Here is an 8,506-nt window from a genome sequence, read left to right as displayed (position 1 = left end):
CAGGGTTCATGATGATTTATGGTCTGCTGGGACTCCTCTGGTTGGTCTGGGTGCTGGGTTTGGTGGGCGATACCTACGCCCGCAGTCTGGCGGTGAGCCTGTCCAACTTTGTGGGGGCGTATGCGCTCTGGCAGATTGCCGCCCGCTCACCGGCCACCATCCGACGGGCACTCGGTGGCCTGGCGCTGGGACTGCTGTTTTTGGGAATGGGCGATCTGCTCTTTACCTACCAGACCGCAACCAGCCTGAATACCGGCTCGGTGCGTGAGGGTATCTATCTGGTGGGGGTGGCCCTCTTGCTGGGGATGGGGACGCTCCTCCCCTTCAGTATGGAGCGCCAGGGCCTGTATCCCCTGGGGTTTTCGCAGCGGCTGGCGCTGATCGCTGTGCTGGGCGGGGTGTTGCTTTCGTCCCTCACCACCCTGATTCGCCCCCTGAGTGCTATTGATCTGATTTATGCAGGGGTTGCATTTTATCTGACCCTGCTTTTTGCACAGCAGACCCCGGTGCTGGCCGGTGGGCGCATCGGACGATACCTGCAAGGGGTGGTGTGGGCGCTGGTGCTGGGCAGCCTGGCTCGAGTGGTCTACGTGTTGGGGGGCATCCCCCCGGCGAAGTGGTCTATCGTGACCTACGACATTCTGTGGATGCTGGCGATGAGCGTGTTGTTGCTGGGGGTCAATCAGATCCGGGCTCCCAGAAATCTCTGACCATGCCCAGACGCAACCCCTCTATGGCTTCTGGTAAGGCCTCGGCGACTTCGTGGGCCAGCAAGCCGGTTTTGGCGACCAGATCGCCCGCGAGTCCATGCAGGTACACCCCCAGCCGCGCAGCGTCCCAGGCTGTCCGGCCTGCTGCCATCAGCGCCGCAATCACACCGGCCAGAACATCGCCCATCCCGCCGGTGGCCATGGTGGGATTGCCGGTGCCATTCACCGCAAGGAAGGGCGCTGGAGACCGGGCATCAGATGGCACAAAGGCCAGTACCGTAGGGCCTCCCTTGAGTACGACTACCAGGCCAGGATACCGCCTGGCCAGGGTTTGGGCAGCCTCGAGGGGGAAGCGGGCAATTTGCTCACTGGGCAGGCCAAGCAGCCGGCTGGCCTCCCCCGGATGGGGGGTTAGCACGGTGGGAAGCCCTGCTCTGGCATAGGCCTGCAGTACCCGTAAGTCCAGCGCCTCGGCGTCCAGCACGGTGGGACGATTCAGGCCCAGGGCAGCCAGGGCGGCCTCCACCCCGCCCTCACCCGCCCCCATTCCCACTGCAACCGCTTCGGCCCTGGCCATGTGTAGACTGGCTACATTCCAATCAAACAAGGGAAGCCGCACCGCCTCCTGGGGTGGCTGCACCTCACAATCGGCGGGGTAGGCCACGGTAACCAGCCCTGCTCCAGCGCGGTAGGCCCCCAGGGCCGCCAGGCTGGGTGCGCCCGTGTAGCTGCGGTAACCTCCCGCCACCAGCACCCGCCCCACCGAGCCTTTGTGGGCATCGCCGGTGCGAACGGGGAGCAACGGACGCATGGCCGGGTGGCATAACAATTCGGGCAGGTCGGGGTTCTCCAGCGCCCTGGGCGGCATTCCAATCGAGTCGAGCAGGATGCGCCCGCAGGCTGCGCGATGGGGGTAAAACAGGTGTTCGTTTTTCAGACCTGCCAGCGCAATGGTCAGGTCGGCACGGATGTGGGGTTTATGCGGCAGGCCCGAGGGGATGTCCACCGCCACCACCGGCAGCCCGGATGCGGTGACTTCCTCGACCAGCCCCGCATAGAAGCCTTCCAATGGCCCGCGCAGTCCTGTCCCAAACAGGGCGTCCAGCACCACGGTGTGCGTTTCGGGTTTCCAGGCCGTCAGAGGCTCTATTTTCAGGCCGTGGGCCAGCAGCGCTTGCCGGGCAGTGGCCGCATCCCCCTCCTGACCCTCAGCGGCATAAACCGCTACCTCGCGACCCCAGGCCCAGAGCCAGCGGGCGGCTACCAGGCCATCCCCGCCGTTGTTGCCCCTGCCGCACAACACGGCTGTTTTGCGACCCTCAAAATGTTGTAACAACCGTTTGGCCGAGCGTCTCCCGGCTGTATCCATCAAGACCAGGCCGGGATAGCCCAGCTCGGTGGCCTTCTGGTCGGCGTCGCGCATGGCTTGAGCGGTATAGAGTCGCACGGTGGATTCCATCTAAAGTTCCAACTTCTATCCTGGGGGATGATCCGACGGGTCATCGCTCGAGAATTGCCTTCAGTAATGGGCTAACACATGAAACGCTATCTGCCCCCACTCGAGCCTCTTGCCAGAGCCTGCGGGCCGGCTAGCCTACCCGTATTCTACGAACCTCGAGCCAAAGCGTACACTGAAGCCATGAGCACCCTGACCACGGCCCGGCAGCGCCTTTCCAGCGCCCGCCGGGTCGCCGTTCTGACCGGGGCCGGCATCTCGAGGCCGTCGGGTATTCCCACCTTCCGCGATGCGGCGGGCCTGTGGAAGGATTTCGATATCGAAGAATACGCTACTCCGGGAGCCTATGCCCGCAACCCCCAGAAAGTCTGGGAATGGTATGCCTGGCGCTACCGCAACGTACTGCAAGCCCAGCCCAACCGTGCGCATATCCTGCTGGCAGTGCTTGAAAAGCTGGTTGGGGACGAGTTTTTGTTGGTGACCCAAAACGTGGATAGTCTGCACAGCCGGGCCGGTTCAAAGCGTCTGGTGGAACTGCATGGCAGTATTGCCCGGGCTCGTTGCGAGCGGTGTGGGCAGCGGTTTCCACTCCCCGATCCGGCCCAGTTTGCTCCACCGCCGCACTGCCCAGACTGTAGCTCCAGAGGCCGCCCGGATGTGGTCTGGTTTGGGGAGATGCTGCCACCCGGCTCCTTTGAGCGGGCCGAACGGGCTTTTGCCCAGGCCGAGGTGGCTTTAGTGGTTGGCACCAGCGCCGAAGTCGAACCCGCTGCCAGTCTGGGACGGCTGGCCAGCCTGAACGGAGCCTATCTGATTGAGATCAACCCCGAAACCACCCCACTCTCGAGCTGGGCCGACTGCTCCCTGAGAAAAGGAGCCGTGGAGGGCATGGAAGCGCTGATGCACAACTCAAGTTGATTCGCTCTCGCTGGGGCTGGCTTTGCGGCGTAAGCGGGTCTGGTCGTAGAGTATCCAGCCTCCCAGGGCAGTCAAGCCCACCAGGGTGGCTACGAGTAGAAAAGGCCCCAGGCGCGAGAAATCGGCCCCCAGCCAGGCCACCACCACCGCAACCGGGGCTGCCCCTACCGAGGTGGCCAGCAAGAACTTGAGGGGGTGCATTCTGACCAGTCCGGCCACAAAGTTCACACTGTCGGTGGGCACCAGGAAGGACAGCCTCAATGCAATGACGGCCCAGGGGCCGTAGCGCTGTACCGGTTCTTCCACCTTGAGGCGGATTTTCTCGCTGACAAAACGGTCTACCACTACCGGGCCCAGCACCCTGGCAATGCTATAGCCCACCAGGGCGGCAATAATGGCCCCGATCCAGCCCAGGATTCCGCCATACACCGGCCCAAAAGCCAGTACCGAGATCAGCATCACCAGGGTCATGGGAACCACCGAGACCAGGGTCTGGGCGATCATCAGGCCGATGATGCTCAAGGGGCCAAACCAGCCCAGACCCGCGACCCAGGCCTGGATGGCCTGCTGGTTACCGCTGGAAAGCAGGCCATACACCCAGTCCAGGCGCTCCTTGAAACCAGGGAACGCGAAATAAGAGCCGATAAGCAGGCTTACCAGGAACAATAACACCAGAAAAATGGGGATCAGGGGAAGTGTGGGCGCAGGCAGTTTCATCCAGCCCTTAGGGTAGCACACCGGATGAGGAAACCCTGTGCTCGCTTGCGTTGTCAGGGCTTAGGCAGGAAGGTGCCCAGCAGATGCTTTTGCGAAGGCAGCCTCCGAATGGCCGGTTCTTTTTTCAGGTTGCCGGCCCCTGCGATTGATACTCCCATGAAACTGGCGTAATAGCTTCCGCTCAGGGGTAGCGACCCAAAAAAGCAAGCGGAGGTGTTCGTGAGACTTTTGTTACTGGTTGTTCTTTTGATCTCGTTCACGGCTGGAGCGCAAACCACAACCGGGGGAGCCCAGGCTCCTACCGGCCAGATCACCATTGCGCTGGCAAACGACCCCAAAAGCCTGTTTATGCCCCGGGCGCCAGATCGAACCGCCGCAAACGTGGCCTGGCAGATGTTCAACTCGCTGGTCTGGGTCAACGACAACGGCGAGCTCGTGCCCGACCTGGCCACCCGCTGGACGGTCTCTCCCGATGGCCTGGAGTACACCTTCACCCTGCGCACCGGGGTCAGGTTTCACAACGGCGAGGAGTTCAACGCCAACAGCGTGGTTGCAACCTGGAGAACCGGCCAGGATCGGTCGAACGACTTCGCCGACCAGTTCAGCCTGGTAAAAGATGTGCGGGTAATTAACCCGACCACCGTGACCCTGGTGCTCGAGGCTCCCAACGCCATATTCCTCAACATCCTGGCCAACACCTGGGCCATGGTGCCTCCCAACTACATCAACCAGGTCGGGCTGGATGGTTTTGCGGCCCGTCCAGTGGGAACCGGCCCCTTTCGTTTTGTATCCCGCACGGCTGGCGACCGCATTGTGCTCGAGGCCAATCGAAACTACTGGGAACCGGGGCTCCCCCGGCTTAACCGGGTTATCTTCCGGGTGATACCCGATGTCAACACCCGCCTGGCTGCCGTTCGCACCGGACAGATTGACATCGCCAACCGGCTGACCCCTGAGCTGGCCGGCACCTTGCGGAACAACGACCGGCTCCGGGTGATCAGCTACCCCAACGACCGGGTGTTTTATGTGGGCTTTAAGAATGTGGGCAATGGGGTTGGAACCCCGCTGGAAAACCGGCAGGTTCGCCAGGCGCTCAACTATGCCATCAACCGCCCCGGTATCGTGCGGGCCCTGTTCAACGACCAGGCCCGGCTGATCTCCGGCTTTGTGGTGCAGGGCAACCTCGGATTCGATGCCTCGATTGCACCCTACCCCCACAACCCCGAGCGGGCCAGACAGCTTCTGACCCAGGCTGGCTTCCCGAATGGCTTTTCCATCAGCATGGGCTGCCCCACCGATGCCTATGTGAACATCAACGAGGTCTGCCTCTCCATTCAGCGCGACCTGGCCCGGGTGGGGGTGGACGTCAGCCTGGAATTCAAAACCTCCACCGCCTACTGGAGCCAGGCCCGCTACGGAGCGGTGGGGCCCATGTACGTGGATAGCTGGTCTTCCACCGTGGGCGAGGCCCTGCCCAGGCTGGTGGGCGCACTGACTCCAGGAGCCTTTTACAACACCTGGGAAAATGAGGCTCTGAGCCGGCTGATTCAGCAGATTTCGACCACGACCGACCGCAACGCTCGTGCGTCGTTGTACCGCCAGCTCCAGCGCCTGATGTTCGACGACCCGCCCTTTGTGTACCTGTACCAGTTGATGGTTTTTGAGGCGGTCAATGCTCGAGTGCAGAACTACCGCCCTCGAGCAGCGGAAGAATTCTTCTTGAAGGGCGTCTCGGTTCGCTAGTCTGCCCAGTCCCCCAGCTCCTCTGGGGGGCTGGTCTAGAGGGCCCACCCCGCATGGCCAGCGAGGCGGTTTTCAAAGCAACCGGGGATGCCCCCCAGTTGAAAACCGCCCTGGTTTTGTGACGGGATGAACCTCCGGTGAAGCCAGCATACCGTCCACTTCCGAGCGGCATCTGCCTGGCCGCTAAGTGCCACTGAGGGCGAGTTGCATCCATGTTGCGTTATCTGCTAAGCCGTTCGCTGCACTCGCTTCTGCTGTTGGCGGGAGTGCTGGTGCTGGTGTTTTTGATGGTGCGTCTGGTGGGCGACCCGGTGGCCTTGATGCTGCCCAAGGAGGCCAGCGCCGAACACCGAGCCGCCTTCAAAGCCGGACTGGGCCTCGACGACCCGCTGGTGCTGCAGTTCTGGAACTACCTGGCAGGGGTGGTTCAAGGCGATCTGGGGCGTTCGCTGCGAACCCAGCAAGACAACTGGGATATGATCATGGAACGCCTCCCGGCAACCCTCGAGCTGGCTTTTGCCGCCCTGTTGTTTTCCTGGCTGGTGGCGGTTCCGCTGGGCATCCTGGCGGGCATGTATCCGTTCAGTCTGCTGGCCCGCCTGGCGGTCTGGCTGGGCTTTGCCGGTCAGGTTGTTCCCAGCTACTGGCTGGCCATGCTGCTGATCCTGCTGTTTTCCGTACAACTGGGCTGGCTGCCCTCCTTTGGCCGGGACAGCCTGGTCTCGCTGGTTCTACCCACGGTGGCCCTGGGATTTGCCATCATGGGTCAGTTGCTGCGCCTGACGGTTGCTGTGGTGGACGAGGTTCGCAGCTCGGATTACATTCGCACCGCGCGTGGAAAGGGGCTGGGTGAGTTCGGGGTGGCCGGGCGGCACCTGCTGCCCAATGTGCTGATTCCCCTGGTGGCGGTTTCTGGGGTGCAGTTCACCTATTTGCTGGGCGGTTCGATTTACATCGAAACGGTTTTTGCCTGGCCGGGTTTGGGCAGCCTGCTCAACACCGCCATTCAGGACGCCGACTTCCCGCTGATTCAAGCCATTACCCTGTTCGTGACTTTTTTTGCGATTGCGGTACAGCTGCTAACCGATGTCTTTTACAGCCTGATAGACCCTCGAGTGCAACACGGCTAAGCCCGCTGGCCTGACTGCGTTATGACCTATAAGCCCGCATCCCGACCCTCGAAGCCCCCCCCGCTCGGGGGGGTGCGGCACCTGGGCGGCCTGGTAGGAGGGGGCCTGCTCCTCTGCTTGATCGGGCTTGCAGTCCTGGCCCCCTTCCTGGCCCCGTTCAGCCCAACCGACGGCGACCTGGCGCAGTCTAACCTGCCCCCGGCCTGGCAGGCAGGCGGCAGCCCGACCCATCTGCTGGGAACGGATATCCTGGGCCAGGATCTGCTGTCCAGGCTGATTTATGGCACCCGGGTTTCGCTGACCGTAGGGCTGTTTGGGGTAGCCCTGGCGGTTCTGCTGGGGGCGAGTACGGGCTTGCTGGCAGGCTACTTTGGCGGGAGACTGGATGCGCTGCTCACCGCGGCCTCCAACCTGGTGCTTTCGATTCCGTATCTGGTTCTGGTGGTGTTGCTGGTAACGCTGCTGGGCAGAAGCCTGGAAAACGTGATTCTGCTGTTTGGGGTGAGCAGTTCGCCCATTTTTTATCGGCTGGTGCGCAGCGAGGTGCTGCGGATCCGGGCCCTGCCCTACATCGAAGCCGCCCGGAGCCTGGGGGGTAGCGACCTGCTCATTATCTGGCGGCATATCCTACCCAACCTGGCCGGGCCCCTGATTATTCTGGCCACCTTTGAGATGTCGGCCATGATCTTTTACGAGGCTGGGCTGGGGTTTCTGGGCCTGAGCGTACCTCCCGAAATTCCAAGCTGGGGAAACATGCTGGCCGTGGGCCGGCAGTACCTGGTGGTCTACCCCTGGATGGCGGTGTTGCCGGGTCTGGCCATCGCGATCACCGCCCTGGCCATCAACCTGGTGGGGGAGTGGCTGCGGCTGCGGCTCAAACCTCGAGGGTAAGCCCTCAGGTCATGGGCACCTGGCGCAGGAGGCGGCCCTCGATGCGGGCCAGGATCTCTTGCAGGCTGTGTCCGGTAATGGTCAGACCGTGGTTCTTGAGGCCCACCACCGCCCGGCTGGGGTCGGGTGCCTGGCGCACCTTTTCCGCCACCGCATCGGCGAGCTGGTAGGTGCCGCAGGGGTAGTTGAACTGGGTGGAGGGGATGTTTTCCATCCAGGCGTGGATGTGCAGGATGGCCCCAACCTGGGGGTGTTCGCGGTAGATCATCCAGTGCTCGATGGCATCCACGCTGACCCGGCGCGGCTCCACCCCCGGTGGCACCGAGAGGCACATGGCGTTCTGCTCCACGTCGTAGTCGGTGACCATCAGAATATCGCGCCCCACCTCCCGCAGGTTGGCCTTGTCTACCCCGCTGGCCGACATCCAGAAGCGCCGGTGATCCTTTCGCACCGAGAGGTTGCCATACGAAAGCCCGCCAATCCCGTAGAGCCGCTTGACGTGCCGCATATCTTCGGGGGGTAAAATTTCCTCAATCGGAAAGGCGGCTGGAAGAAGGTCCCACTCGGCCAGCTTGCTTCCGGCCTCGCGCAGGCTGCGGCTCAGGGCGTCGCCCTGCCAGAGGTCGCTTTCGAGGTCGGGCTCGAAGCGGTTGTTGACCACCAGCACCGAGGAGGCGATGGGGTGGATGCGCTCGAAGAGCCGCTCGGCGAAACGCGGACCTTCGGGCTCATGGTACTGGCCCAGCTCGAGGGTCAGGAAATGGGCCCCCTGGCCCGGCACATAGACCACCAGCATGTTCGAAAGCGCCTTGACCAGGTAGGTGTACAGCCCGGCGATGGGGTCGGCGGGCATCTGGGGCAGCTCGAGGAAGGAGACTACCATCGTCCCCTGGGCCTTACGCCGGAAAGGCTGGGGTTTGTCGGCCCGGATAAAGTTCAGC

General features: G+C 62.8%; 8 protein-coding genes. 5 read left to right on the top strand and 3 right to left on the bottom strand.

From position 1 onward, the window contains the following. Window positions 1-710: hypothetical protein (locus tag Q0288_RS11670; RefSeq protein ID WP_299430593.1), on the top strand; the 710-nt coding region annotated here is incomplete at its 5' end. Here the strand turns inward: Q0288_RS11670 and Q0288_RS11665 are convergent. Next, entirely contained in the window at window positions 679-2,157 is a 1,479-nt protein-coding gene (locus tag Q0288_RS11665; RefSeq protein WP_299430594.1) for an NAD(P)H-hydrate dehydratase, read from the bottom strand. The two genes, Q0288_RS11670 and Q0288_RS11665, sit on opposite strands and share 32 nt — an antisense overlap. 192 nt (window positions 2,158-2,349) lie before the next feature. On the opposite strand from Q0288_RS11665, the gene Q0288_RS11660 reads away from it, so the two are divergent. Beyond that, entirely contained in the window at window positions 2,350-3,084 is a 735-nt protein-coding gene (locus Q0288_RS11660) for an NAD-dependent deacylase (protein ID WP_299430591.1), read from the top strand. Here Q0288_RS11660 and Q0288_RS11655 read toward each other — a convergent pair. Then, the gene (locus Q0288_RS11655; protein WP_299430589.1) at window positions 3,076-3,801 is read right to left on the bottom strand and encodes a TVP38/TMEM64 family protein; all 726 of its coding nucleotides are present in this window, start codon (window positions 3,799-3,801) and stop codon (window positions 3,076-3,078) included. The two genes, Q0288_RS11660 and Q0288_RS11655, sit on opposite strands and share 9 nt — an antisense overlap. A 219-nt stretch (window positions 3,802-4,020) precedes the next feature. Here Q0288_RS11655 and Q0288_RS11650 point away from each other — a divergent pair, with 219 nt between their 5' ends. The 3 genes from Q0288_RS11650 (at window position 4,021) to Q0288_RS11640 (ending at window position 7,565) form a co-directional block, all read left to right on the top strand. Next, window positions 4,021-5,544, top strand: a complete 1,524-nt coding sequence (locus Q0288_RS11650) for an ABC transporter substrate-binding protein (RefSeq protein ID WP_299430587.1) — start codon at window positions 4,021-4,023, stop codon at window positions 5,542-5,544. 212 nt (window positions 5,545-5,756) lie between these two features. Continuing rightward, window positions 5,757-6,674, top strand: coding sequence for an ABC transporter permease (locus tag Q0288_RS11645; protein ID WP_299430585.1), 918 nt, complete (start codon window positions 5,757-5,759; stop codon window positions 6,672-6,674). A gap of 21 nt (window positions 6,675-6,695) precedes the next feature. Then, a complete protein-coding gene (locus Q0288_RS11640) occupies window positions 6,696-7,565 on the top strand; it encodes an ABC transporter permease (RefSeq protein ID WP_299430583.1) in 870 nt (289 codons plus the stop codon). Between the two features lie 4 nt (window positions 7,566-7,569). Here the strand turns inward: Q0288_RS11640 and Q0288_RS11635 are convergent. Beyond that, on the bottom strand, window positions 7,570-8,506 hold a 937-nt coding region (locus tag Q0288_RS11635), incomplete at its 5' end, for a class II aldolase/adducin family protein (protein WP_299430581.1).

The organism is uncultured Meiothermus sp. (genome assembly GCF_937863175.1).
Taxonomy (GTDB): Bacteria; Deinococcota; Deinococci; order Deinococcales; family Thermaceae; genus Meiothermus.
This window is presented reverse-complemented; position numbering and strand designations above follow the sequence as displayed.

Excerpts from the sequence above, each read along its gene's own strand:
- Q0288_RS11640 (WP_299430583.1), top strand. The coding sequence starts at position 6,696 with ATGACCTATAAGCCCGCATCCCGACCCTCGAAGCCCCCCCCGCTCGGG.
- Q0288_RS11660 (WP_299430591.1), top strand. The coding sequence starts at position 2,350 with ATGAGCACCCTGACCACGGCCCGGCAGCGCCTTTCCAGCGCCCGCCGG.
- Q0288_RS11645 (WP_299430585.1), top strand. The coding sequence starts at position 5,757 with ATGTTGCGTTATCTGCTAAGCCGTTCGCTGCACTCGCTTCTGCTGTTG.
- Q0288_RS11655 (WP_299430589.1), bottom strand. The coding sequence starts at position 3,801 with ATGAAACTGCCTGCGCCCACACTTCCCCTGATCCCCATTTTTCTGGTG.